Origin of the sequence: Deinococcus sp. JMULE3, from assembly GCF_013337115.1 — a bacterium.
In the GTDB taxonomy this organism is placed as follows: Bacteria; Deinococcota; Deinococci; order Deinococcales; family Deinococcaceae; genus Deinococcus.
Genome location: NZ_SGWE01000004.1, coordinates 1,501,692 through 1,528,027 on the forward strand (window position 1 = coordinate 1,501,692; position 26,336 = coordinate 1,528,027).

Annotated in this window: 16 protein-coding genes and 1 riboswitch; all 16 genes read right to left on the reverse strand. The window is 69.8% G+C overall.

The window, feature by feature from the left end:
* Positions 1-10: 10 nt before the first annotated feature.
* Positions 11-370, reverse strand: a complete 360-nt coding sequence (locus EXW95_RS10170) for a hypothetical protein (RefSeq protein WP_174367368.1) — start codon at positions 368-370, stop codon at positions 11-13.
* A gap of 46 nt (positions 371-416) precedes the next feature.
* Positions 417-1,139: a bifunctional demethylmenaquinone methyltransferase/2-methoxy-6-polyprenyl-1,4-benzoquinol methylase UbiE gene (gene ubiE / locus EXW95_RS10175; protein ID WP_174367369.1), complete on the reverse strand. Its 723-nt coding sequence runs from the start codon at positions 1,137-1,139 to the stop codon at positions 417-419.
* Positions 1,140-1,324: 185 nt separating this feature from the next.
* Complete coding sequence (locus tag EXW95_RS10180) at positions 1,325-2,170, reverse strand: transposase (RefSeq protein WP_174367370.1); 846 nt, start codon at positions 2,168-2,170, stop codon at positions 1,325-1,327.
* Between the two features lie 207 nt (positions 2,171-2,377).
* Positions 2,378-3,415, reverse strand: a complete 1,038-nt coding sequence (locus EXW95_RS10185; protein WP_174367371.1) for a DNA topoisomerase IB — start codon at positions 3,413-3,415, stop codon at positions 2,378-2,380.
* A gap of 154 nt (positions 3,416-3,569) precedes the next feature.
* Positions 3,570-5,846: a uracil-DNA glycosylase gene (gene ung / locus EXW95_RS10190; RefSeq protein ID WP_174367372.1), complete on the reverse strand. Its 2,277-nt coding sequence runs from the start codon at positions 5,844-5,846 to the stop codon at positions 3,570-3,572.
* A 121-nt stretch (positions 5,847-5,967) separates the two neighbouring features.
* Positions 5,968-9,549 (reverse strand): DUF11 domain-containing protein, encoded by a 3,582-nt coding sequence (locus EXW95_RS10195; protein ID WP_174367373.1) that lies wholly within the window; start codon positions 9,547-9,549, stop codon positions 5,968-5,970.
* 13 nt (positions 9,550-9,562) lie between these two features.
* Positions 9,563-14,374, reverse strand: a complete 4,812-nt coding sequence (locus tag EXW95_RS10200; RefSeq protein ID WP_174367374.1) for a T9SS type A sorting domain-containing protein — start codon at positions 14,372-14,374, stop codon at positions 9,563-9,565.
* Positions 14,375-17,251: a DUF11 domain-containing protein gene (locus EXW95_RS10205; RefSeq protein ID WP_371809999.1), complete on the reverse strand. Its 2,877-nt coding sequence runs from the start codon at positions 17,249-17,251 to the stop codon at positions 14,375-14,377.
* Positions 17,252-17,393: 142 nt separating this feature from the next.
* Positions 17,394-19,382: a DUF11 domain-containing protein gene (locus tag EXW95_RS10210; protein ID WP_174367375.1), complete on the reverse strand. Its 1,989-nt coding sequence runs from the start codon at positions 19,380-19,382 to the stop codon at positions 17,394-17,396.
* Between the two features lie 28 nt (positions 19,383-19,410).
* Entirely contained in the window at positions 19,411-19,932 is a 522-nt protein-coding gene (locus EXW95_RS10215; RefSeq protein ID WP_174367376.1) for a hypothetical protein, read from the reverse strand.
* A 54-nt stretch (positions 19,933-19,986) separates the two neighbouring features.
* Positions 19,987-20,072, reverse strand: a riboswitch (cyclic di-GMP riboswitch).
* A 133-nt stretch (positions 20,073-20,205) separates the two neighbouring features.
* The gene (gene carA / locus EXW95_RS10220) at positions 20,206-21,390 is read right to left on the reverse strand and encodes a glutamine-hydrolyzing carbamoyl-phosphate synthase small subunit (protein ID WP_174367377.1); all 1,185 of its coding nucleotides are present in this window, start codon (positions 21,388-21,390) and stop codon (positions 20,206-20,208) included.
* A 73-nt stretch (positions 21,391-21,463) separates the two neighbouring features.
* Positions 21,464-23,128 (reverse strand): hypothetical protein, encoded by a 1,665-nt coding sequence (locus tag EXW95_RS10225; protein ID WP_371810000.1) that lies wholly within the window; start codon positions 23,126-23,128, stop codon positions 21,464-21,466.
* Positions 23,129-23,193: 65 nt separating this feature from the next.
* Positions 23,194-23,721 (reverse strand): N-acetyltransferase, encoded by a 528-nt coding sequence (locus EXW95_RS10230; protein WP_058978379.1) that lies wholly within the window; start codon positions 23,719-23,721, stop codon positions 23,194-23,196.
* A gap of 85 nt (positions 23,722-23,806) precedes the next feature.
* On the reverse strand, positions 23,807-24,256 hold the full coding sequence (locus EXW95_RS10235) for a GNAT family N-acetyltransferase (RefSeq protein ID WP_058978380.1): 450 nt from the start codon (positions 24,254-24,256) through the stop codon (positions 23,807-23,809).
* Between the two features lie 141 nt (positions 24,257-24,397).
* Complete coding sequence (locus tag EXW95_RS10240) at positions 24,398-24,883, reverse strand: GNAT family N-acetyltransferase (protein WP_058978381.1); 486 nt, start codon at positions 24,881-24,883, stop codon at positions 24,398-24,400.
* A 55-nt stretch (positions 24,884-24,938) separates the two neighbouring features.
* Positions 24,939-26,336: an argininosuccinate lyase gene (argH, locus tag EXW95_RS10245; protein WP_174367378.1), complete on the reverse strand. Its 1,398-nt coding sequence runs from the start codon at positions 26,334-26,336 to the stop codon at positions 24,939-24,941.

Sequence of the window (26,336 nt, forward strand, 5' to 3'; positions counted from 1 at the left end):
ACGGGGGAGGTCAGCGCCAGCGCAGGCTCACGTCCACGCCCAGCCGCACGTCCGGCAGCGGGGAGGCGGACGTGCAGGTGAAGCGCACCTCGTCCGGGGCGAGGGTCGGGGTGACCTTCCCGAACATCAGCCGCGAACCCAGAAACAGCACCCGCAGTGGGTCTGGACTGGTCGTGCCGGCCCCTGCCCGGCGCAGGGTCAGGGTCGCACCCCGGCAGGACAGCACCCCGACCTCCCCCCCGGACGGCCAGTGGACCCGCAGACCCTCCGGGACACGCTCCACACCCACCGTGAACGGGGTGGCCTGCGCCTGCGCCCCGCCACCCCACAGGCCCACCAACAGGGCCGCCACCCGCAACATTCCTCGCATGGGTCCATGCTGCCCGCCGCACATGCGCGAGTCGAGCAGATGTGCCTTACGGCAGCTTGTCCCCCACGTGAATCGCGGCGATGCCGAAGGTCAGCAGGCGGTACCGGGTGCGGAAGCCCGTGGCGCGCATCAGTTGCGCCAGTCGTTCGGGTTCCGGGAAGGCCAGCACGCTCTCGGGCAGGTACGTGTACGCCGAGGCGTTCCCGCTGATCAGCCCACCGATGCGCGGCAGCACATGCTGGAAGTACACGCGGAACAGGCTCCCCAGCAGGCCCGGGCGTGGCGGGGGGAACTCCAGGATCACGGCCCGCCCGCCCGGCGCGAGCACCCGGTGAAATTCCGCGAGGCCCCGCGCGTAATCCGCGAAGTTCCGGAACCCGAACGCACACGTGATCGAATCGAAACTCCCGTCCGGGTACGGCAGGTTCAGCGCGTCCCCCTCCTCCAGGCGGATGTCGATGCGCCGCGCGGCAGCCTTCTCGCGGCCGATGGCGAGCATCTGCGGCACGAAGTCACTGCCGATCACCTCGGCCTGCGGGGCGCGGGTCTTGAGTTCCAGCGCGAAATCCGCCGTCCCGGTCGCCACGTCCAGCACCCGCGCAGGCCTCAGCGCCAGCGCCTCCAGGGCCGCCGCGCGCCGCCAGCCCTTATCCACCCCGAGGCTCAGCACGCGGTTGAGAAGGTCGTAACGGGGCGCGATGCTGGCGAACATCGCCTGCACGTCACTTCCCTTGTCCTGCTTGTCCCCCACGGCGGGCCGCTTCGTCATGAGCCGCATCATAGGGCGCGCAGGGCGGGACGCACCGGAAGCAGGCGCGCAGTCATACGGACTCCGGTTGAATGGTTTGTAAAAACCGTTCAACCCGAGCGGAGCGAGGAGGAGAAAACAGGGTTCCGGGCGTGGAGTTGGCAGATCGGTAGTGTTCCGATCTGTCAACCTCGGGTGCTAGGGGATCAGAATGCCCCGAAAAAAAGCCCCAGGTTGTGTGCCGCAACCTTCCGACACACATGCGCCCGGATGGAGCGCTCTGAATTCAGTTGCGGCAGCATCAAGTGAAATGAACGATCCAACCGAGAAAAAACAGTCTCGATGGTCTTCCGAACCCACCGCATCGCGCCCCACCAGGGGCGCGGCCTTTTGAAGTTCTTCTTCGGCTGCGCATACACGCCGCATCCCTGGTATCCCCGATCCCCAAGGACCAGTCTGGCTTCCTGAACTTCCAGGAGTGCTCGTGCCACCGGTGGGTCACCTTCTCGACCTGGCACAATGGCAAAGCGCACGAGCATGCCGTGATCGTCGATCACGGCATGCAGTTTGAAGCCGTAAAAGAACCCCGTTTTGCCGTATCCTCCCTGTCCACCACGGCCACTGGTGGCCGTGGTCATCGCTCTGGGCCGTTTGTGCCGCCCTCCGACACAACACACCAGCGGCTTACTGTCGATGACGTACACCGTGTCGTCGTCGAAGTGGGGCAGGCGCAACGCGAGATCCGCGTAGATCCGTTCGAGATTCTGTTGAATCCGCAGATACCGCGTGCGATCCGGAAGGACGGGAAAGAGGAAGCCATACGTGGCTCGCACCTGGGCGTACCACTGCTGCACCGAGGGCTGTGCGAGCAAATCGCCGACGAGCGCAATGGTCATCAATTCAGCGTAGCTGCCCTTCTGGTGCGGCTCGTTCGGGAGCGTGAAAAGGCCGCTGCACGCAGCGGCCTTGAGGTAATCGTCGACGTAGACGTAGATGATGATGAATAGGTCGACGACGGTATGCTGATGGAGCGGAAGTTCTTTGGTAGGCATACCGGATCTTCCGCTTTCTCCTGTTCCGTCACTACCCCCTAGCACCCGAGGTTGTCAACGAAACAGACGGAATCCGTATCAGGCAGGCAGGGCGCCCCCGACCACGACAGGCCACGCCATTGGCATCAGCTTGGATCAGGGGTTCAGCTGAGGTTTCCCCTGTGCGTCAGCGGGGCTCTCGCTCTGCCCTGAGGTGAGTGGGCTCCCCTACGCCGCCTTCCTCCGCCTCGTCCTCAGCGTTTTTTCGCTTTCCAGCAGGCGTTTGAGTGCGGCTTCGCTGCGGGTCAGGCCGCCCAGGTCGCTCTCGCCCTTCGTGGCGCGGGGTTCGTAGTCGTCGAGGATCTTGCCTTCCAGGTAGCGGTCAAAGATGACGGGGCAGATGTAGGAGCTGCGGGTGACGGCGGGCGTGTTGCCGAGGTCGGCGGCCACGTATTTGACGCAGTCGACGAGGGTCTGCCGGGCCTGTTTCTCGGTGTCGGCGACGCCCGCCTCGGCGAGGTATTCGGCGGCGAGGAGGGTGCCGCCCCAGGTGCGGAAGTCCTTGGCGGTGAACGGACCGATGACTTCCCTGAGGTACGCATTGAGTTCGCCGCTGCGGACGCGCCTGCGGGTGCCTTCGGCATCTACGGTCTGGAACAGCCAGGGGCCGGGCAGGTCGAGCAGGCGGCCGATGTTCGTGGCGAGGGTGCGGTCGGTGGTGGCCTTGTGCTGCGTGATGCCGTGCTTGCCCTTGAAGTGGAAGGTGACGGTGTTCCCCTCGACTTTCACGTGCCGCTGGCGGAGGGTGCTGAGGCCGTAGGTTTTGTGCTGCTGGGCGTAGATGTCGTTGCCGACGCGGAAACGGGCGACGTGCAGCAGGCGGGTCATGAGGGCCGTGACCTTGCGGGGTGGGAGGCCCTGGGCGCGCAGGTCGCCTGCCGTGACGGTCTTGAGGGTGCCGAGTGCTCCGGCGAAGCGGGTGAGGCGCTGCCATTTTTTCAGCGCGCCCGCCTGCACGAAGTCCGGGTGGTAGCGGTACTGGAGGCGTCCGGCGGCGTCGCGCCCGAAGGCCTGAAGTTCGGCGTCCGGGTCGGGGCTGACGTACACGTCCTCGTAGGCGGGGGGCACGGCGAGCTTCGCGATGCGTTCGATGCCCGCCTTCTCGCGGTAGGGGGTGCCGTCCGGCCAGAAGTATTTGAACTTCTTGGGATCGTTGCCCTCGCGGCGCAGGTACTCCTCGGCGAGGATCTGGGTGCGGGAGGTCATATCGCCTCCGGTTGCATGGTTTGCCAGAACCGTGCAACCCGAGCGGACGCGACTCGTAGAGCTGCCCCGCAGAGTGGGAGCGGCGCGGGTTCCGGGCGTGGAGCGGGCCACCCGGTGCTGTTCCGGGTGGATCGCGAAACAGACGGAATCCGCTTCATTCCGTGACCTGCATGGGCAGTTGCCAGTCGATGGGCGTCAGGCCCGCCTCTTCCAGCGCGGCGTTCACCTGGCTGAAGGGGCGACTGCCGAAGAATTTCGCCTCGCTCAGCGGGCTGGGGTGCGCGGACTCGATGATGACGTGCTGGGGTGCGGTGATGAGTTTCTTCTTCTTGCGGGCGTACGCGCCCCACAGGACGAACACGACCCGATCGGGTTTGTCGTTCACGGTGCGGATGACGGCGTCCGTGAAGTGCTCCCAGCCCTTGTTGGCGTGGCTGTTCGCCTGCCCCTCGCGGACGGTCAGGACGGCGTTCAGCAGCAGGATGCCCTGCTCGGCCCAACCTTTCAGGTAGCCGTGGCGGGGGGCGGTGAAGCCGGGCAGGTCGGCGGTCAGTTCCTTGTAGATGTTCCGCAGGCTGGGGGGGATGGTCACGCCGGGGCGGACGCTGAAGCTCAGGCCGTGCGCCTGACCGGGGCGGTGGTACGGGTCCTGGCCCAGGATCAGGACCTTCACCTCGTCCAGCGGCGTGAAGCGCAGCGCGTTGAACACGTCCGGCGCGGGCGGGAACACGTTGCCGGCGCGGCGTTCCTCTATCAGGAAGTCCTTCAGTTCGTGGAAGTACGGGGCGCTGAACTCGCCGTGCAGGGCCTGCTGCCAGTCGTCAGGCAGGCCGCTGGGCACGATGGCCTTCGGGGCGGCCGGGGCGAGGCCGAACAGATCGGGTTGGTCGCTCATGATGGTCCTTTTTACGGCAGCGGACCGCCGGGAGGGTGGGTGTTTGTCGGGCAGACCCTGAGCTTTCCTTTCGGCGCGCAGGTCCGCCTTCTTGCGGCTGCCGTGCTTCACGTAGATGCGGCGGGCCTCGGCCTCGAAGGCCGGGCTGGCGCGGGCGGCACTGATGCGGGCGCGGGCGCGGCGTCCGGCCTCCTGTTCGTTCACGATGGGCGGCGGGTAGCTCAGGCGTCCGGCGCCGCTCCACTCCCAGGGGGCGTGGATGAAGTCGGTGGGCACGTCCGCGAGTTCCGGCAGCCAGCGACGGATGAACACCCCGTCCGGGTCCTGTTCGCGCGCCTGCCGGGTCGGGGAGTAGATGCGCACGCGGTTGATGCCGACCGTGCTGCTCTGCATCTGCATCTGGGACCAGTGGATGCCGGGTTCGTTGTCCAGCCACTCGCGCGCCAGGAACAGCCCGGGCTGGCGCCAGTGCAGCCAGAGGTGCTGCGTGGCGAAACTGACCAGCAGGGCGCGCATGCGGAAGTTCAGCCACCCGGTCTCGCGCAGCATCCGCATGCAGGCGTCGATCAGGGGGTAGCCGGTCTGCCCGTGCTGCCAGCGGTCGAAGAAGTCCTGATTCCATTCGTGTTCGCGCAGGCCGTCCAGGGCGCGGTTCAGGGTGCGGAATTCCATATCTGGCTGGCTTTCCAGGCGCTGCATGAAGTGACAGTGCCAGTGCAGCCGCGACTCGTACGACCGCAGGGACCGCACCCAGCGCGGGTCGGCCCCGGGGTCGCCCTTGACGGTGGCGAGGCGCTGCCGGGTTGCCTGAAGCACCTCCCGCAGCGAGATCGTTCCGAAGGCCAGTGGCGCACTCAGACGCGAGCAGCTGGCCTCGGCGCTCAGGGGGCTGCTCATCTCGCGCATGTAGTTCACGCCGCGCGCCGTCAGGAACGAGTCCAGCGTGTCCAGCGCGGCGGCGCGGCCCCCCGGCGGGATGGTCTTCGCGCTGGCGGGCACGCCCAGTTCGGCGTGGGTGCGCAGGCCGCCGGGGTCGGCGTCCACGCCCCTCAGCTGCGCGGGCGCGGCGACCTGCGGGGCACCCAGGCGTTCCTCCCAGGTGGCGGCCCAGCCGTCGCGGTTCCTCATGCGGCGGATCACGCCGTTCTGCGGCAGTTCGGTCATGGGCAGCCCACGCGCCCGCGCCCAGGCCCGCACCCGGCGGTCGCGCTGGTAGCTCACGCCGTTGCCGGTCTCCTCGTGCGCCCACACGGCCGTCACGCCGTGGGCTTCGCGCAGCTCGTCGAGCACAGCCACCGCCTCGCCCACCCGCACGACCAGCGGGGTGCCCAGCGCCCGCAGGGCTGCGTCCAGTTCGCGCAGGGACTCGTTCAGGTACGTCAGGTGGTGCCCGGCGAACTCCTCATGGGTCAGCTGTTCGGGCTCGTAGATGAACACCGGCAGGATCGGTCCGCGCCCGGCGGCCTGCGCGAGGGGCGCGTGGTCGTGCACGCGCAGGTCCTTCTTGAACCACACGAGTTGAGTCCCGCCGAGCATGAGGGTCACTCTCCCGCAGCGCGCCGGGCGCGACGGTACGCCTGCGCCCCGTCTTCAGCGCCGCTCAAGGGCACATGAGTGCGGGCCGCCCTGGGATGGGCGGCCCGCTGACTGGCGTGGATTACTGGATGCTGGCGCGGAAGCAGAACGTGACGGTCTGCGCGGGGGCCAGCACGAAGCTGCCGGCCTGCACCGTGACCTTCCCGCCGCTGAGCAGCCCGGCGTCCCCGTCGGCAGCGGCGGTGTAGTACACCGTGCCCGCCGGGGTGGTCACCTTGATGTCCTGCCCGGCCGCGAAGCCCCCCACCTGGAAGGCGGTGTTGGCGGGGACCACGTCGCTGAAGGTGATGTTCGTGGCGTTCAGCCCGCCGACGTTCGTGGTGGCGATGCAGTACTCCAGGACGTCGCCGGGGTTCCCCTCGCCGGTCGTGCCGACCGGGCCGCCCGCCGTGACGTTCTGCACGGTCTTGACGACCGTCAGTTTCGCCGGCTGGTACACGGGCGTGACGACCTCGTTGCTGGGCACGCCGCCGTTCGGGCCACCGGTAAAGCGGATCAGGGCGGTGTTGCGCACGTCCGCCGGGTAGCTGGCGGGGAGGTTCACGGTCACGCGGAAGGTCACGACCGCCTCGTTGTCCAGCGTGCCGGGCGTGCTGTCGATCCGCAGGACCTGCGTGGTGCAGGGCGTGGTCGGCCCGGAGCAGATCCCGACCGGCTGCGCGAAGGGGTACGCGCCGCTCAGGCTGGTGCTGCTGCCGTTCGTGACGGTGGTGGTCGCGCCGTTCACGCGGGCGCTGCCGGGCACGTAGGTCGTTCCCGCTGGGAGGGCGTCGCTGAAAGTCACGCCTCCGGCGGGCAGTGTGCCGCTGTTGCGGATCACGACGCGGTACTCCAGGGTGTCGCCGGGCTGCACCTTGTCACCGCTGGTCCCCGCGACCTTGGTCACGCTCTTGACGGCGTTCAGGCTGGGGGCCAGGACCGGGTAGGTGCAACTGGCCAGGTCGGTGGAGCCCAGGCTGGCGGTGCCGACCGGGGTGTACGTGACGTTCACGAGGTCCAGTTTCACGAGGCGGCCCAGGTTGTCGCGGGCGTAGATGCCGCTGGGCGCGGCGGCGATCCCGGCGAACTGCGAGTCCTGCGCGGGGTTGCTGAAGCTGCCGAGGTACTCGGCGCTGGCGCTGCTGGCCGCGGGCGTGATGAGCCACAGGTCGATGCTGGTCGAGCCGGTCACGGCGCTGATCATGTACAGCTTGCCGCTGCTGTCCGCGAAGAAGTCGCCGTTGTCGCGGAAGCTGGGGGCGCCGCTGGACGTGCTGGTCAGGAGCCCGAGTGGCGTGACCACGTAGCCGCTGCTGCTGGCGGTCGTGAAGGACCAGATGTTGCCGGTGCCGTCCATGGCGTAACCGACGCCGGTACTGGTGACAGCCATGCGGACCAGGCGACCGGACACGCCGCTGAAGGTGCCGCCGGAGTACCAGGCTTTCAGGCTGGTGTCGTACACCTGCAGGCGGTTGTCGTCGGTGGCGACGAAGAAGCGTTTCGCGTCGGGCGAGATGCCCAGCGTGGCGGACCTGGGGGACGTGGAGAGCGAGTCGCTCAGCGCGGCGATCTGCGCGCCGACCGTGTTCGTGGTGACGTCCAGTTCGTTGATGGTCACGCCGTTCAGGTTGTTCCCGCCGGGCGCGATGTTCAGGGCGTACACCTTCGAGCAGACGGGGGCGGGGGCGGGCGTGGTGACGGTGGTGGTGGTCGTGGCGCACTGCCCGCCGGTGGTCGTGCAGGTACCGGGATCGGGGATCGGGTCGGGGTCGCCGCCGCCGCCGACACTCGCGCGGTTCGTGATCGTGCCCACCGCGCCCACGCCGACCGTCACGGGGACCGTCAGGGCCACACTGGACCCGGCGTTCAGGTTGGGCGTGCCGGTGCAGGTCACGGCGCTCCCGCTGGTCGTGCAGCTCCAGCCCGTGGCGGGCGTGAAGCTGGCGGGCGCGCTGATCCCGCTGGGCAACTGGTCCTTCACGGTCACGGTGCCGGTGCTGTTGACGGCGCTGCCGTTCTTGACCGTCAGGGTGTACGTGGCGCCGGTCTGGCCGACGGTCCAGGGGCCGTTGCTGGTCTTGGTGATGGTCAGGCTGGGCCTGGGCGGCACGGGGCAGGCGAGGTTCAGGTCGTCGAGTTTCAGGACGTTGGTGTCGGCGCTGGTGCCGTCTTTCAGCGTCAGGATCTGCAGGGTGACCTGCGTGCCGCTCACGGTGAAGGTCGGGACGGTCTGCTGGGTGTAGCCGGTGCCCGCGACGGCGCCGTCGAACTGTTTCAGCAGTGCGCCGCCCGCGTCACGGAACACGTAGCGCAGCTGCGTGGCGGTGCTGGAGTGGCTGCGCACCCAGTTGCTGTAGGTGAGCTCGGACCCGGCGGGCACGTTGATCTTCTGCTCGTACAGCAGGCCCGGCGTGGTCAGGGCGCCACCGTTCTTGCCTTCGAAGTTCGCGATGTTCATGTACAGCGCGTACCCGCCGTTGCCGGTCCGGTCGATGTCCCGCCAGAAGGTGTACGTGCCGTCGGTGGCGGTCACGGTGTTCGGGTCGCTCCGGTAGGTGTGGTTGCGGATCTCCCCGCTGGAGGCGTTGGTGTCGAAGGTCTGCCGGAACGGCGTGCTGACGGTGCAGGTGCCGGTCACGGCAGGCGGCGTGGGCGTGGTGACGGTGGTGGTGGTCGCAGCGCACTGACCGCCGGTGGTCGTGCAGCTCGCCGGGTCGGGGATCGGGTCGGGGTCGCCGCCGCCGCCGACACTCGCGCGGTTCGTGATCGTGCCCACCGCGCCGCTGCCGACCGTCACGGGGACCGTCAGGGCCACGCTGGACCCGGCACTCAGGTTGGGCGTGCCGGTGCAGGTCACGGCGCTCCCGCTCGTCGTGCAGGTCCAGCCCGTCGCGGGCGTGAAGCTGGCGGGGGCGCTGATCCCGGCGGGCAGCTGATCCTTCACGGTCACCGCGCCGGAGGTGGTGGCGCTCCCGCTGTTCTTCACGGTCAGGGTGTAGGTGGCGCCGCTCTGGCCGACCGTCCAGGGGCCGTTGCTGCCCTTGGTGATGGTCAGCTGGGTCTGCGGCACGCAGCTGAGTTTCAGGTCGTCGAGTTTCAGGACGTTCGCGTCGCCGTTCACGCCGTCTTTCAGGGTCAGGACCTTCACGGTGACCTGCGTGCCGGGCGCCGTGAACTCCGGGACCTTCTGGAGGGTGTACCCGGTGGTCAGGACGCTGCCGTTCATGCTGGCCAGCAGGGTGCTACTGGCGGGGTCCGTGAACTCGTAGCGCAGTTGCGAGGGGGTATTGGCGTGCGTGCGGGCGTAGTTCTGGTAGGTGACCTTCGATCCGGCCGGGACGGTCACGGTCTGCTGGAACAGCACGCGGGGCGTGGTCAGCAGCGCGCCGTTCTTGTTCTCGAAGTTCGCGACGTTCAGGTACAGCGCGTACCCGCCGTTCCCGGTGTGGTCAATGCTGTTCCAGAAGGTGTACTTCCCGGCGTTGTTCGTCACGGTGTTCACGTCCGTGACGTACGTGTGGTTCTGGATGCTGCCCAGGCTGGCGTTGCTGTTGAAGCTCTGCACCCACGGTGTGGTGGCGGTGCAGGTGGTGGCGGCGGCGAGACTCAGGCTGGACAGGGCGGCCAGCGGCAGCAGGCGCCGCAGGGTGGTCAGGGTGTGCATGCGGGGCCTCATCTCAGCGCCCCCCGGTGGTGGGGGCGGGGGCGGGACTCTGTCCGTCGTCGAGCATCAGGTCCAGGCGCAGGTACGCGCCCTGACGGGTGTAGACGTTCGTGCCGATGCCCTGGAAGCCCACCGGGTTGTACCCCAGCGTGATCCAGGTGCCGGGCAGGGCGCGGTAGCTGGCTTCCAGTCCGGCGCTGTACAGGGTGCTGCCGGTGGCGGGCTGCACCAGGCCGCGCGCGGCGAGGCCCAGGCCCAGGCGGTCGGTCAGGTAGTAGGTGCCGCTGACGCTGCCCTGGTAGGTGGCGCTGCCCGGCTCGTCCAGCAGGGCGCGTCCGGCCAGTCCGGCGCGCAGGGCGTAGCGGGGAACGTGGTACTCGACGTTCGCCTCGCCGATGATCTCGGGCGCGTTGCCCGCGAGGGCCCCGCCCCGGTAGCGCAGGTAGCTCAGGCCCTGCCAGGGTCCGGCGCGCAGCGCGGCCGACGCCGCGTAGTTCGCCCCGGCGCCCACCCCGAAGATCTGGTGCCCTTCGGCACTGACGGTCAGCTGGTCATTGACGCTGTACGTGGCGCCGCCCTTGAGGCCCACGCTGAAGCCCGCGTCGGTGCGGGAGGCGTCGGCGGCCAGGGTGGCGGCCAGCGTGTCGGTCTTGTAGCGCACGCCGGCTCCGGCGTTCCAGCTGCTCTCGTCCTGGGTGTCGCCGTCGGTGTCGAGGATCAGGCTGCCGCTCAGGTCCACGGCGGCGCGGTCACTCAGGGGCAGGGTGGTGTCCACGCCGATGCGGGCGCGGTTGCCCCAGCCGTCGGCGCCGGGCAGGTCGTAGGTCACGGCGAGGTTCGTGCCGCCCAGCCGGGTCTGCAGGCCCAGCGTGGCGCGCTGGCCCTTGTCCCAGTTGATGTCGTCGCGGGCGGTCAGGGTGACGTCCGGCGCGACCGGGACGCTGGCCCTGACGGTGGTGGTGGTGTCCAGCGTGCCGCTCAGGGCCTGGGCGTGGTCCACCTGGATGCTCAGGCCGTCACGGGCGTAGGCGGCGCTGACGACCGCCGCGAGGCCCTGCTGGTCCCCGAAGCCCGCGCGGATCCCGGCGCCCAGCGTGAACGGCGAGAAGCTGTACAGGCCGCGCAGCTCGGCGGTGCCGCCGCTGGTGGCGGGCGTGGTTCCGGCGGCGGGCGTGGCGGCGTAGGCCGCGCGGGCGTTCAGCGCGAACCGGTCGGTCAGGCGGTAGGTGGCGTCGGCGGCGGCGCCCAGTCCGGCCTTCCCGGCGTTCAGGCCCGCGTACTCGGGCGTCTGGTAGTGGGCGCTGCCGCTGACGCTGAAGCGGTCGCCCTGCACGCCGGCGCTGGCGTCGATCAGGGTGCCCTGGGTGGCGTACGCGGCGAGCAGGTCGGCGCGGCTGCCGCCCTGTTCGTAGCGGACGCGGGCGCCGACGCTGGTCGTGCCGTCCAGGCTGACGGCGGCGGCGGCGACGCTCAGGGCGTCGGTCACGCGGTACTTGCCCTGCACGCCCCAGGCGACGCTGCGGGCGGCGAGCGGGTCGTTCAGGCGGTAGCTGACCTCGACGCTCTGGGTGCGGCCCTGGTCGTCGAGCAGGGCCAGTGGACGCTGGAAGTACAGCACGCCGGCGGTGACGTCCAGGGTGTAGTCGCTCAGGCGGCCCAGCGGGCGGCGTTCCTGCGCGCCGGTCAGCGGGTCGGTGAGGATCAGCGTGACGGTCTCGCTGTCGGCCGCGAGGTCCTGGTCCGGGAGGGCCAGGGCGCGCAGGCCGTTGGCGCTGAGGGTCACGCGTTTCAGGTCGCCGGGCAGCGCGGCGACGAAGCCGGACACCTGCGGGTTGCTGCGCGTGAAGCCGCTCAGGGCGGTGGGGGTGATCCCGACGTTGAACACGTCGACGGGCAGCGGCGCCTGACGGTAACTGACCGAGAAGGCCGGGTGTTCGTAGCGCGCGGCGACCGGGTCGATGCCCTGCAGGGGCACGGTCTCGGCGCTGCTGTCGCCGTGGTTGGGGTAGCGCTGCAGGGGGTTGGCGGTGGTGGGCAGGCCCTGGTCGCGGTCCTGGCGGACGGTGGTGACGCCGCTGGCGGTGCGGTCGGCGCTCAGGGCGCCGCTGGCGGCGACGTACAGTTTCCCGTCGCCGATGGGGGTTTCCAGGTAGCCCTGCGCGCGGGCTTCCCCGGCGGCGACGCCGCTGCCACTCAGGATGCCGCCGACGCTGAGCAGCCCGATGCCGACGCGGGTGCGGCTGGGCAGCGCCTCGAAGCCCTTGCTGATGACGCGGTCGCCCAGGCGCACGCGGACGTCGAAGTGGGCGGGCGCGTCGAGCGGATCGAGTTCCAGGACGCCCTCACCGTCGGTGAGTTTCACCTGGTAGCTGACCACGCGGGGCTGCGCGTCGGGCTGGGTGGGTTCCAGGGTGGCCTGCACGGTGACGTTGCCGCTGGCGGTGCTGATCCCGGCGGCGTCTTTCAGGCGGATGCCGATCCGCAGGGGCGTGACGCCGTCGGCGATGAGCTGCTGGCCGCTGAACTCGGCGCTGACGGGGGTGCCCGCCAGGGACACGCGGACGGTCTGCCCGGCGAAGCTCAGGGTGTTCTCGCCGCTGCGCAGCGCGACGCCGTAGAACTCCTGGCGCTGGGTGCCGCGTTCGGCGTCGACGGTCTTGCGGCCCAGGCTAGCCGGGTCGACCGGCACGCCGTTGATCAGGGGCAGCTCGGCGCTGTCGGCGGGGCTCTCCACGACGACGGTCACGCGGTCGCGGTCGCGGTAGACCGCGCCGTCCAGCGGGAATTTCAGCGCGCCGTCGTTCTCGCGGGCCTGCGTGGCCGCGGCGGGCTGCAGGGCACTCAGGTCGTCCAGGTTCCCCTCGCCGACCAGCACGCTGACGCGCCCGGCGGCGTACCTGCCGACCAGGGTGGGGCTCTGCAGGGCCGGGAGGCTGCCCTCGTGCGTGACGCGGTAGGTCAGGACGCCCCTGGGCGCACCGGGGGTGGTCCAGTACAGTTTGCCGCTCTGTCCCACCTGCGGGTCGGCCAGCGGGCGGCCACTCAGCTGGCTGCTGCCCGGCACGTAGCTGCTGCCCGCCGGGAGCTGGTGCACGACGAGGACCTGCGTGGCGTTCTTGGTGGTGGGGACGTCGTAGGGGATGCGGACGGTGCTCTCGCGGGTCTGCGTGACGACCGGGGTGGGGGCGGGCGGGGTGGGCGTGGTGACGCTGAACGTCCCGCCGACGACCTGCTGGCTGTCGCAGTTGCTGCTCAGCGTGGCGCGCAGCTGGCCCTGCTCGCCGCCCGAGCCCTTGACGCGGGCGCGGTAGCTGAGGGTCCGCTCCTCGCCGGGCTGCAGTTCGCCGCTGAAGCTGGTGGGGTCCAGGGCTTCCAGGGTCTCGCCGGGCTGGTCGGTCAGTTCGAAGGGGGCGGGGGCGCTGCTGGTGTTGCGCAGCGTGAGGGTCACGGTGACGGTCTCGCCGGGCAGCGTGGCGGCCAGGGGCGCGCGGCGCAGTTCGATCTGGGTGGCGCTGGGCAGCACCTGCACGCCCAGCGACTGGCTCTGGTTCCAGGGGGCCAGGGTGGCGCGGGCCTCGCCCTGCGTGGCGGCGACGGCGCGGGCCTCGAAGGTCAGCACGCCGGGGTTGGCGGCGTCCACGCGGGCGGTGACGCTGGTGTCGCCCTGCGCCTCGAAGCCTTCGGGCAGCTCGACGCGCAGGCTGGCGGGGAGGGTCTGCCGTTCGAATTCGGTGGTGGCGCGGGCGGTGAAGGTCACGACGTCACCCACGCAGACTTCGGGCCGGTCGGCCGTGAAGTTCAGGTTCATGCTGGGTTTGACCTGCACGGCGACGCGCGCGGTCTGGCCCTTGGTGACGGTCGCGCTGGGGGCGTTCACGCTGACCTCGGCGCCCTTGACCGGCTCGGCCTGCACCGGGTACTCCTTCGCGGGCAGCGTGAACGGTCCGGCCTGGCCGCTGACGGCGTAGGTCTGCTCGCCGACGGTGACGTTCGCCTGGGTGGGCAGCGTCTCGTCGGGGAGGACCAGTTCGGCCGTGAGGTCCAGTTTGCCGGTGGTGTCGGCGGTGACGATCTTGATCGGGCCGGTGCTGAGTTCGAAGCCGACCGAGTTCGACCACTGGTAGGTCTTGGCGGGCTGGCGCAGGTACAGGGTGTAGTTGCCCTGGTCCTCGGGGACCTTGATCTCGTCCCACTGCAGCTGTCCGCTGACCTTGATGGGGTAGGCGTTGCCCTGCGCGTCGCGCAGTTCGCCCTGCAGTTCGCCCGCGCCGTCCCCGTCGTACATGCGGATGCTCATGGGGCCGCCGGGGTTGTACACGTTCAGGGCGGGCACCCAGTCGTTGCTGCGGACGGTGACGTTCAGGTGGTCGGCCTCGACGGCGGCGCTGACGGAGGTCAGGCGCAGCGCGAAGGTGTTCTTGCCGTTGCCCTGGGTGCGCACGCGCAGGGTGTACGTTCCGGCCTTCAGGTCGCTGTTCAGGAAGGTCTGCCAGTCCTGCGCGCCCTGCCCGAACTCCTGCTGCCGGACGACCTGCCCGTCGGCGTCGATCAGCGTGAAGGTGCTGCCAACCGGGCCCTTGGGGGCGGGGTCGTAGTTCTCGTCGCCGTACTGGTCGGGCGTGCGGTAGTCGGCGGGGTCGAACTGCGCGCCGTACACGTCGAGCTGCACGCGCGAGCTGAGGCCCACGACCAGGCGCAGGTCCTGATCCCCGACGGTCCACATCAGCTTGTCGCCGACCGAGGTCAGGGGGAGCGAGGTGGAGATTTCCTGCGCGGCGGCCGTTCCCAGCAGGGCCGCGGTCAGGGTGGTGATGGCGCGTTTCACTCAGTACCTCCAGCTGGCGGCCGGGTCGGTCACGGCGCCCTTGAGATCCCCGGTCCAGCGGAAGCGGTAGGTCAGGACGCGCTCGCCGCCGGGGAGGGTGGTGAAGGTCAGGGCGTTCTGGCCGTCGAGCAGTTCGGCGCCCTGCGGCAGGGGATCGGAGAGTTGCACGCCGCTGAGGTCGGTGCTGGCCGTCAGGGTCAGTTGGACCAGGAACGTGCCGCCTTCCTGCTCGAACACCTGCTTGCGGACGGTCAGGACCTGCGGGGTCTGCAGCGGCAGGGTGCTGGTCACGCGCAGGGTGGTGTCGCGCACGACCGCGATGTCCCCGGCGTCGGGCGCCAGCGGGAAGTCGGCGCTGGTGAGGTTCCGGACGTAGATCAGGCGGCTGCCGGGGCGTCCGGCGTCCTGCGGGACGTTCAGGGGCGCGGTGGCGACGCTGTTGGGATCGAGTCGCAGGGCGACCTCACCCTCGAAGAGGTTGCGGAAGTGGTAGCGGCCCTGCGCGTCGGTCAGGGCGACGCGGCCCCCGGCGAGGATCACGCGGGCGTTCATGCAGGGCAGGTCCACGCCGCGGTCGTAGATGCCGTTGCGGTTCACGTCCTGGAACACGTACCCGACCAGATCGGCGGTGTTGCGCCCGAAGATCAGCGGGTCGATGGTGTTGGCGACGCTGCTGGGCGGCGTCTGGGTCTCGCCGTTGTTGCTGACGGCGGTGGCGATGGCGCTGTTGCGGATCTGCGTGCCGGCGTCGGGCGTGACGACCGCGTCGAAGGTGATCACGGCGCTCGCGCCGGGCGCCAGGCCGGGAATCTCCCAGACGTAGGTGCGGCCGGTGACGGTGGGGGTGATCGCGACGCCGTTCAGCAGGCTGCTGCCCTCCACGTAGTTCAGTCCGGCGGGCAGGGTGTCCTGCACCTTGATGGCTTCCAGGACGCCGGTCGCGCTCTTGTTGGTGACGGTGAAGGTGTAGGTGAGGGTCTGGCCGTAGGCGACGACGGCGGGGCTGCTGGTCTTGACCAGGGTCAGGTTGGCGCTGCGGAAGACGCCGTTCACGACCGGGTTGCTGGGGATGGGTCTGGGCAGTTCGCTGCTGCTCACCGTGAAGACGTTCACGGCGCGCGCGCCGTCCGGGGTGTCCTGCGGCACGCGGGCCTTCAGGGTCAGGTCGAAGCTCTGGCCGGGGTCCAGGCGGCCCAGGGTCCAGACGACCGTCTCGCCCTGCAGGGTGCCGCCCTGGTCGGCGCTGACGAATTCCAGCAGGTCGGTGCGGATCACGTTCCCGCTGGCGTCGAGCACCTGCAGGTTGCGCAGGTTGTCGCGCACCTCGACGTTCGTCAGGGGGAAGCTCTGGGTGTTCGTGAGTTTCAGGTGGTACGTGAGCAGCTGTCCCGGTTCGACCAGCCCTTCAATATCGCCGGTCTTGACGGGGTTCAGGGTCAGGGGCGCGACGGTCAGCAGGCAGTCGACGGTCAGGTTGTCGGCGGCGCCGCGGCTGCTCGCAGCGGTCAGGACGGCGCGGAAGGCCTCATTGGCGGAGCTGGTGCTGGCCTTGCTGGGCACGTAGCAGGCGTTGAAGTCACGGGTGGCCTGCGGCGCGAGGTCGCTGCGGAAGGGTTCGGTGATGGGGGTGCCGTCGCGTTCGGTGAAGCGGACGCTGCCCTCGCCGAGTTCCACGCGGCCACTGACGGTGATGGTGTCGGGGCGGTCGCCGAGGTTCTGCACGGTGTGCGGGAAGCAGACCTCGCTGTTCAGCAGGGCGACCTGCTTGACCTGCTTGTCGTCGCTGCTCAGTTCACCGCCGGGCAGGGCCTGGGGGTTGCCCAGCGGGCCCAGGGCGATCAGCGGCTGGTAGCGCAGGGTGACGTCGGCGGGGGCGTCCACGCTGATGTCACTGCTGCGCAGCTGGGCGACGTTGCGGCGCGTGCCGGTCAGCTCGGGGCTGCGCAGGCGGAAGGTCAGGGTCAGGGTGGCGCCGGGGGCGAGGCTGTCCACGCGGACGCGGATGCCGCTGACCGGGCTGGTCTCGGCGGCCTGCCAGGTCTGGGCGTCGGCGCTGTACTCGGTGACGGCGCCCGCAGCGCTGCCGCTCAGGCGGGCGCTGCCGCTGACGAACACGAAGTCGCGCATCTCGGGCGTGTTCAGCAGGTCGGTGATGGTCACGGCGCGCGAGGCGCCGTTGCCCTCGTTGCGGGCGGTCAGGGTGACGGTGGTCACGTCGCCGGGGCGCAGCGTGTCGGGCGTGAAGGTCTTCCCGAGCGTCAGGGTGGGCGGGTCACCGACGGTCAGGCGCGCGACGTTGTCGGTGTCGGTCTCGCCGTTCAGGCCGCGCACGTTGGTGGCGCAGCGGACGCTGAGGTTCGGGTAGGCGTTGCCGCGGTCACTGGCCTGGGTGGTGGCCCGCACGAGTAGCGTGGCGCTGGCGTCGGCGGCCAGGGTCAGGCTGGTCAGGGCCGCCTCGTTCTGGTCGATCTGCCCGTTGCCGTTCGCGTCACGGTGAATGCTCAGGTCGCCGGGCGTGAACTGCGAGGCCACGTCGCTGAGCATCCCGAGGGTCAGGGTGTTCGCGGCGTTGCCGGTGTTCGTGACCACGTACCGGAAGGTGGTGGTCTCGCCGGGCAGCAGCGTGGCGCTCTGGCCGGGCTGGGCGACCGTGCCGTTCGGCAGCGCGCTGACCGAGCACACCGCCTGCACGGTGGTCGTGACGGGCGGGGTGGGGACGCGCACGGGCGGTTCGCCGGGCGGCGTGAATTCCAGGACGGCCGTGTTCTGGATCACGGTTCCGGCGGGGGTGCCGGCCGCCAGCGCCGCCCCGAGCAGGGTCGGGGGCAGCGCCAGGGCCAGTCGGGCCAGCAGTCTGAGCAGTGGGGGGTTTCGCACGGGGCCTCCCGGTGTGAGGGGGAAAAATGATGGGTCGTTTCTGCTGTTGTGGGCGGGACAGGGGAGGGAAAAAGTCTGGCTGGGGGTCTCCCCTGCCCGGTGGGGCGCGCCCGCGCAATCGGGGCGGGCGCGCCTGGGAGGATTACTTGACGGTCACCACGAAGGTGCCGGTGATGCTCTGGCCGGGGGTCAGGACGTCGCCGGTGTCGATGGTGCCGTTGCCGTTGGTGTCCACGCCGGCGTACACGGTCACGCCGTCGGCCTGGGGCGCGGCGATGGGGGTGGCGCTCCAGGTGGTGCCGTTGGTGGAGTACAGGATGGTGCCGGCCGCGGTACTGGTCGCGGTGAAGCTGACGTAGTTGGTGTTGGTCGGGAGGGTGTCCTTGATGAACGCCTTCGTGACGTTGGCGTTGCTGGTGTTCTTCCCGATGATGGTGTAGGTCAGCTGCTCGCCGGGCTTGGCTTCAGCCTTGTCGACGGTCTTGCTGGGCGCGGCGACCGGGGTCTTGCCGACCAGGATGGTGTCGTTCGTGTCGGGCACGGTCACGCCGGTCGTGGGGGACTTGGCGGTCTGGTTCAGGGTGATGGTCTGCGCGGCGGCGGCGCAGGGCACGTCCACGGCGGCGATCAGTTTCAGCTCCGCGCCGGCGGCGAGCGCGCCGGTGTCGGGGATGCCGTTGCCGTTGGTGTCGGTCAGCAGGGTGTCACCGGCGTCCAGGACCTTGTTACCGTTCGCGTCGATGGAGTACACGACGGGCACGGTGACGGTGGTGCCGTCGGTCAGCTTGATGGGCGCGGTGCCGCTCACGTCGAAGGTGTCGGTCGCGCTGCCCAGGTTGGCGATCTCCATGGCGACCGTGGACTGGATGGCCGGGCTGCCTGCCGTGCAGGTGCTGGGCGGGATGATCGGGCTGCTGGGGCTGCCGGGCTGGCCTGCCTCGGGCGTGCCGGGCAGGGTGGGATCGCCGCCGGGGGTGGGGGTGGGGTTGCCGAAGGACAGGCCGGGGAGGTTCACGATGTCCTTGGTGTCGTCCTTCTTGGCGGGGTCGTTGCTGCTGGTCGTGGTGACCGTCACGGTCGGCTGGGTGCCGGGGGCCGTGGGGGCGCTGCCCGCGGGGAAGGTGACCTTGACGAGCAGGTCGGCGGTCTGGCCGGGGTTCAGGCTGCCCACGTCGGGCACGCCGTCGCCGTCGGTGTCGGTCAGGGGGGTGCCGTCAGGCTTGAGGAGCGTGACGATCGTCCCGGTGGGGAAGCCGGCCAGCGCGGTGGTGATATCGAACACGTCGGGGCGGTTGCCGTTGTTCTGGACGGTGTTCGTGAAGGTGACGGTCGTGGTGGTGGTGGTGGCCTGCGCGGTCTGGGTGTCGCTGGCGCTGGGGGTGATCAGCACGCCCTCGGGGCTGGTGTAGGGGGCGGTGAGGGGGTTGCCGTTGCCGTCCGGGTCAGCCTTGGGGCCGATGACGGTGGCGTCCTTGCGGTCGACGGTCGTGACGTTGGAGTTGTTGGCGTCGCGCGGGACGCTGGGGTCGTTGTTGAAGGCCGGGTTGTCCTGGCGGGTGCCGGTGGGGTCGGCGCCGTACTTGTCGGCGTCGGTGGCGGTGCCGGGCAGCGTGTACACCTGGAAGAACTTGACGGACTGGTCCTGGTTCACGCCGCTGATGGTGGTGATGGGTGTGGCGGCGGCGATCTCGGCCGGGCTCAGGGTGCCGTCGCTGTTGGTGTCGGCGCTGGCGGGGTAGTACGTCACGCCGGTGGGGGTCTTCACGGCGGCGGTCGGGTCGGGGGTGTTCGTCAGGACGTAGGACTCGTTGGGGACGTTGCCGGTGTTCGTCAGGGTGTAGGGGAAGACCACGGTGTCGCCGGGGCGGGCGGTGGCGGTCTGGCCGGGCCGGGTGTAGTCGGGGGTGGTGACGTCGGTGCTGCCGTCGTTCAGCACGATGGTGAAGCTGGGGACCGGCAGCACGGTGGTGGTGACGGGGTTGGAAGGGACGGGGGTGGGGGTGGTGCCGCCTTCGGGGGTGAAGACGATCTCGGCGGTGTTGGTGATGACCGTCCCGGCGGCGGTGCCCGCGGCGTGCGCGGTGCCGGCGGTGAGGGCGATCAGGGCGGTCAGGGTCCAGTGTTTCTTCATGTGCTTCCTCCGTGAGGGGGTCGGGGGGTTACTTGACTTTCACGCGGAAGCTGAACTTCAGCGTCTCGTCCGGGGTCATGCCGGTCAGGGTCCAGCGGACATTGGTGTAGCTGCTGAGCGGGGCGGGGACGGTGCGGGTGACCCGCTGGCCGTTCTCGGTGGTGGTGACGGTGCGGGTGGGTTGAGCGCTGAAGGTCTTGCCGCTGTCGGTGGAGTACGTGACCTTCCAGCGGTCGGTGGGCGTGGTGGTCAGCGTGCTGAACTCGGTGCCGCGTGGTACGGGGACGTTCACGTTCAGCTGGCCCAGGCGTCGTCCGGAGACGTTGCGCAGCGTGACCTCCTCGCGCAGGATGTCGCCGGGCAGGACCGTCCTGGGCGACTCCACGATGGTCTCGGTGACCTTGCCGCTGCTGTCGGCGCTGCGCCGCACGAGGTCCTGCGTGAGCGTGAAGGTCACGTTCTGCGGGGTGGCCTGCTGGGCAGGTGGCGTGGCCTGCTGGGCCTGGGCCAGCGTCAGGGCGAGAAAGAGGGGCGTGATCAGGCGCTTCACTCCGGGGGACCTCCGGGGGGAAAAAAATTGACCGACAGCAGGGGGACTGCAGTCCCACCGTTCTGTCGGTCGCGCCACTCGCTCCTCATCCGGCCTAGGCGCCCGTGTGCGCCGGATGATTCGTTGCTCCTGAACAGCTGTTGGCCCGGGGACCGTCCCCGAGGATGCTGGAGTTCACTTCATGGTCTTCACACGCTTGTCACTGACCGCGTGTTCAATATGAAGTTTCTCACTGGAGCATCCTGTTCATGATGTTGCCCCGGTCAGCTGTTGTCAAACCCCCAGACGACCTGCACTCGCCTTGGCAATGGGGGTACCATTCCCCCCATCGAAGGCGTCGATCTCCTCGATGAAGCGGTCGAACAGGTAACGGCTGTCGTGCGGGCCGGGGCTGGCCTCGGGGTGGTACTGCACGGAAAACACCGGGTAGCGGCTGTGCGCCATGCCTTCCAGGGTGCCGTCGTTCAGGTTGATGTGGGTGGGCACGAACGCGCCGTTGGGGATCGAGTCGATGTCCACCGCGTACCCGTGGTTCTGGCTGGTGATCTCCACATTGCCCGTTAAGAGATTCTTCACGGGCTGATTCCCGCCGCGGTGCCCGAACTTCATCTTGAAGGTCTTCCCGCCCGCCGCGAGGCCCAGGATCTGGTGCCCCAGGCAGATGCCGAAGGTGGGCAGCAGGCCCATGAGTTCCCAGGCGGTCTTGTGCGCGTACTCCAGCGGGGCGGGGTCACCGGGGCCGTTGCTGAGGAACAGGCCGTGCGGTTGCAGCGCCATGATCTGCGCGGGGGTGGTGTGGGCGGGCACCACAATCGGCTCGATGCCCACCTCCGCGAGACGCTCGATGATGGTGTGCTTGATCCCGAAGTCCATCAGGACCACGCGCTTGCCGTGACGCAGGGTGGGGAACGCGTAGGGCAGCGCGGTCGTGACCTCACGGGTCATGTCGTGCCCGTCGATGTCCTGGTGGCCCAGCGCGCGGCTGACGTACACCTGCTCCTCGGCGGGCGTGAACTCGCCGTACGGATCTTCCGGGTGCGTGTAGCTGCGGTGCGCGATGACGCCCTTGACGACGCCGCCCGTGCGCAGGCGGCGCACCAGCGCGCGCGTGTCGATCCCCTGGATGCTCACGACGCCGTACTGCTGCATGAACGCTTCCAGGGACTGCTGCGCGCGGTGGTTGGAGTACTCGCCGCTGAACTCGCGGCTGATGAAGCCGCGCACGTAGGGCTTGTTGCTCTCCATGTCGTAGATCGCCACGCCGTAGTTCCCGACGTGCGGGTACGTGATGGTCACGATCTGCCCGTTGTACGAGGGATCGGTCATGATCTCCTGGTACCCGGTCATGGAGGTGTTGAACACCACCTCGCCCACGGTCTCGCCGCGGTGCCCGAACGCGTACCCGCGGTACACGGTGCCGTCTTCCAGAGCCAGGATGGCTCGTTCTTTCCTGATCATGCTTCCTCCATTCGCGCCTCTCCGGACGCGTTTCATGGCTCAGCTCTGCGCGGCACCGCGGCTCCCCCGGGGGTTACCAGCGGTAGCGCACGCTCGCCTTGCCGATAATGACATTCCCCGCAACGGACCGCTGTGAGGTCGTTCCGTCAAATCGGTTGATGAGGTCCGCCGCGCCCGTCATGGCCCCGGCGAACATGCCGCTCAGCGCCTTGTCGCCGCTCAGTTCCCTGGGCAGCATCCCGGCGAGGTCCTGCGCTTTCAGGTCCGCCGGGTTCGGCTGGTACGACCAGCCCGCCGAGCCCTGCATGCTCAGGCCCGCCGCGCGGAACGCCGCGTCGTCCGCCAGCACGGGACCGTCCGCCAGCGCGGCGTCCAGCGCGTCCTGGCTGAACGCGGTGATCAGGTACTCGCCCCGGAAGGCGTACACCATCTTCAGGCCCTTCAGGGACTCGTCCAGGCCCTGGCTGGCCCCGGCCATGCCCGCCCCGAGCATCAGGGCGCGGGGATCCACGTCCGCCATGGCGTCGTCCATCAGGGTGTCCATGCCGGTCTTCGCCAGGGACGTCACGGTGCCGCGCAGGCCGTCCAGCGCCTCGTTCACGCTGCGGGCGTACTCGGGCAGGTGCGCGTCGGCCGCCGCGCGGTCCGTGACCCGCTGGTACGACACGGTGGTCGCCAGGGACGCCAGCGGGTCCTCCTGGTTCAGCCCGGCCTTCATTCCGCCCGCCAGCGTCACCTGCGCGCATTCATCACCCAGGTACCGCCCAGACTGCTCCAGGTGATGGGCCAGCTGGCTGTCGGTCAGGAACCCGAACGGTTCGAGGAGGTCCACGCGGGTCAGCCAGCGGCCCAGGTACGCGCCGGTGTCCGGGTGGCAGGCGGTCGCCTGCACGGCCTCGGCACTGGCGGGAATCACGCCCTGCACCTCGAAGTCCGTGGTGTCGAGCAGGATGCGGGCCAGCGGCTTATCCTTACCCGCCTGATTCACGACCTGCGCGCTGGCGGTCGTCCAGCCGCCGGCCGTGGTGGTCAGGCCGCCCGCGACCTGCCCCAGGGTGTCCAGGGCGTCCACGACCGGCGAGAGCAGGCGGGGCAACATGACCTGCGCCAGTTGCGAGCGGATGACCTTCGCGGTGGCGCTGAAGTTCGCGTACAGGCCGAGTTCCTGCGGGCCCGCCGCGCGCTGCGCCGCCGCGTACGGCGCGGACGCCGCCAGGGTCGGGGCGGCCTTGCCGCTCAGGCGGCCCAGGTACGCCATCAGCAGGGCCTTGTCGCTCGACACGTACGCCAGCCCGTTCGAGGCGCCCGCGAACATCCCGTCCACGCGGGAGAAGGTGTAGCGGCCCACGCGCGCGCCGGGCTTCTCGGGCAGCATCTCGCCGAGCATCTCGTTCGTCAGGGCACCCGAGCGGGTCACGGCCAGCAGCGCGGGCTCGAAGGTGCCCTTCTTCCCCTGCACGGTGAACACCCCGGCGATCCCCTCGCGGCCCAGCGAGTCGCCCAGCACCGCCTGCGCCACGCCCAGCATGCTGCCGCTGTCCTCGCCCAGGTCGGCGGCGCTGATCAGGCGGTCCGCCGCGCCGAAGAAGCGTTTGAACGCGGGCGCGGCGCCGTGCGTTTCCAGCGTCAGGAGCGCCCCGGCGGGCAGGCCCTCGGCCAGGGGCCGGACGGTCTGCGCCTGGGCAGCACCGGCGGTCAGGAGGGCGGAGACGGTCAGGGCGGGCAGGAAACGAGTCACGCCCCCGAGCCTACCTCCCCCCCCGAATGGGTGATGCCTCACCTGCGGCGCGCCTCCCCATCCCGTCACCGCAGCTCCCGGTACATGGCGATCTCGTTGCAGTTCTCGAAGAACGCGCAGCGCTGGCATTCACTCCAGACCTTCGGGTGCAGGTTCGTCTTCTCGATGCGGGTAAACCCGCACTTCTCGAAGAAGCCCTGCTGGTACGTCCACGCGAACAGCGCGGGCAGGTCGATCGCACGGGCCTCCGCCTCGCACGCCGCCACCAGCTGTTTGCCCAGCCCGCGCCCCTGCATGTTCGGGTGGATCGCCAGCCCACGCACCTCGGCCAGATCCGGCGCGAGCATGTGCAGACCGCACACGCCGCCCAGCCCGCCGGGCCGCCCCTCGTGCGGCTCGGCCAGCACCAGATGGAAGTCACGGATGGTCTCGGCGAGCAGCGCCTTGGACCGCACGAGCATCAGCCCACGCGCCGCCCAGTACCCGATCAGCTCATGAATCGCGTCGATGTCCGACAGCCGCGCCTTGCGGAACGACAGCGGCGCCTCCGGGTGGATATCCGGCACCGCGATGGAATCCAGGGACAGCGTCATGCGCAGCCCCTGCGGGGCGGTTGTGGGAAGTGGGGAGTGGGAAGTGGGAACAGATCAACAGCCCACACCCCACACCCCACACCCCTTACCCCAGGGTGCGCATCCAGGTGGTGCCGCCGGGCCGCTCGCCGCGCGAACGGTAGGCCTGCACCTGCGGCGCGTCGGGCAGTTCGCCCATCACGACCGCCAGCGGCACCTGCGTGAAGCCGAACGTGCTCCAGTCGCCGCCCCGGCTGAACATGTAGATCGCGCGGTCCCCGCGGCCCTGCGCGTACTCCACGGCGCTCATGACCAGCCGCCGCCCCAGCCCACCACCGCGCGCCTCGGGCAGCACGGCCGCGCCGCGCAGCAGCGAGGCCCCATCGCCGTGCTCCAGGCCGATCGCGCCGATCGGCTGCCCGCCCCGTTCCAGCACCCAGTACGTGGTGCCGCCCGCGAGGGCCGCCTCGGTGTCCAGGCCCGCGTCGTGAAACACGCGGGTCACGGTGTCCTTGTCTTCGGGGGTCGCCATTCGAACGTGCACGGAATCGGTCATGCGCTGCTCCTTCAATGAAAGAAAGCTCGGCGGTCACAGTGACCGCAGGTCGACACGGGTGTTGCGTGGCGACAGCATAGCGCAAGGCCGCGTGGAAGCACTGCCACAGGAGCAGGCGCGCAGAGGGCAGGCTGAAAGTCTTCACCCCTGCGTCACCTCGGGCTGCGGCAGGTCCAGCCGCCACACGAGTTCCTCGTCGATCCAGCCCTTGCTCAGGCCGCTCCTGACCTGCGGCACGTCCGGCAGCGCGCCCGCCACGTCCGCCGCGCTGGACGGCTGAAAGCCGAAACGCGCCCAGTAATCCCCGGCTTCCGAGCTGAACAGGAACACCGTGCGGTCCCCGCGCAGGCTGGCGTGCGTCAGCGCCGAGCGCACCAGCGCGCGGCCCAGGCCCTGACCGCGGGCCTCGGGCACCACCGCCGTCGAACGGATCAGGCTCACGCCCTGCCCGTGCTCCAGGCCGATGCAGCCGCCGGGCACGCCGTCCAGATCCGCAATCCAGTACGTGCCGGCCCCCAGGTCCACGCTACTGGTGTGCAGCCCGCAGCGGGTCAGGAGGTCCAGGACGATGGGCAGGTCCGCCGGGGCGGCCTGACGAAGTTTCACGTGCATATCAGTCAGGGTCATGGGGTTCCTCCAGGGGGACCGGGACAGAGGGTGGGGGGGTGGAAGGGGGCGGGAGTCAGGAGTTCAGGCGCGTCCTGGCCTGCTCAATCGCTTCGCGGACGCGGTGCGGGGCGGTCCCGCCGAAGCTGGCGCGGCCACGGACGCTCTCCTCGACGGTCAGGGACTGCGCGACCTCCGCGTTCAGGAGAGGGTGCGCGGCGCGCAGTTCCGCGTCGGTCAGGTCCCACAGCTGCCGCCCGCTGCGGCTGGCGACACCGACCAGGCCGCCGACGACCTCGTGCGCCTCGCGGAACGGGACGCCCTGACGGGCCAGGAAGTCCGCCACGTCGGTCGCGGTGCTGTAGCCGCGCGCGGCGGCGGCGCGGGTCACGTCGGCGTGCCAGACGGTCTTCGGCATCATCTCGGCGTACAGGCGCAGCACGATGCTCAGCGTGTCGTACGAGTCGAACACGCCCTCCTTGTCCTCCTGGAGGTCCTTGTTGTACGCCAGCGGCGTGCCCTTCACGACCGTCAGCAGGCCCATCAGGTTCCCGAACACGCGTCCCGCCTTGCCGCGCGCCAGTTCGGACACGTCCGGGTTCTTCTTCTGCGGCATGATCGACGATCCCGTCGTGTGGCTGTCCGGCAGGGTGATGAAGCCGAACTCGAAGGTGGAGTACAGGATCAGTTCCTCCGACAGGCGCGACAGGTGCGCCGACAGGATCGCGCAGGCACTCAGGAACTCCAGCGCGAAGTCCCGGCTGCCCACCCCGTCCAGACTGTTCGCAGTGGGCCGCGCGAAGCCCAGCGCCGAAGCCGTCGCGTGCCGGTCCACCGGCCAGGGCGTCCCCGCCAGCGCCGACGAGCCCAGCGGCGACTCGTCCATCCGCTCGGCCGCGTCCCGGAAACGGCCCTCGTCGCGCTCCAGCATCGCCACATACGCCATGAACCAGTGACTCAGCAGGATGGGCTGCGCCACCTGCAGGTGCGTGTAACCGGGCAGGATCACCTCGGTTTCCAGGTGCTTCCCGGCCTCCGCGAGCATCACCGCGCGCAGGGCGCGGGTCTTGTCGGCCAGATCAAGCGCGGCTTCCTTCGTGAACAGCCGGAAATCCACCGCCACCTGATCGTTACGGCTGCGGGCCGTGTGCAACTTCCCCGCCACCGGCCCGATCCGGTCCCGCAGGGCCGCCTCGACATTCATATGGACGTCCTCGCGGTCCAGGCGCCACTCGAAATTCCCCGCGCGGATATCGGCCAGCACGGCATTCAGGCCGTCACCTATCTGAGCGACCTCCTCGGCACTCAGAATCCCGACCTGCCCCAGCATCGCCACGTGCGCCAGCGAACCGCGAATATCCTGCTCCGCCAGCCGCTGATCGAAGCCCACCGACGCATTGAACAGCTCGACCAGCCCGTCCGTCGCCTCTGCGAACCGCCCACCCCAGAGTTTCTTGTCCTGCGTATTCGTCAT